This is a genomic window from Marinomonas gallaica, assembly GCF_001639745.1.
Lineage (GTDB): Bacteria > Pseudomonadota > Gammaproteobacteria > Pseudomonadales > Marinomonadaceae > Marinomonas > Marinomonas gallaica.
Genome location: NZ_LTAX01000120.1, coordinates 1 through 229, shown reverse-complemented (window position 1 = coordinate 229; position 229 = coordinate 1). Strand labels below are relative to the sequence as shown.

Below are 229 nucleotides of genomic sequence, written 5' to 3'. Positions count from 1 at the left end.
GGGATGGAGCAGTCTGGTAGCTCGTCGGGCTCATAACCCGAAGGTCGTAGGTTCGAATCCTGCTCCCGCAACCAATTCGTATTGTAGTGAGAATTGGAGCCGTATTTTTATTTTTAGTATTGAAAAAATCTATTTATGAATAGTTTGCATGTCGCGGGATGGAGCAGTCTGGTAGCTCGTCGGGCTCATAACCCGAAGGTCGTAGGTTCGAATCCTGCTCCCGCAACCA

General features: G+C 48.5%; 1 tRNA gene. It reads left to right on the top strand.

Annotated elements, in window-relative coordinates:
- The first annotated feature begins 152 nt into the window (after positions 1–152).
- Positions 153–229 (top strand) — tRNA-Met (locus AYW76_RS18865).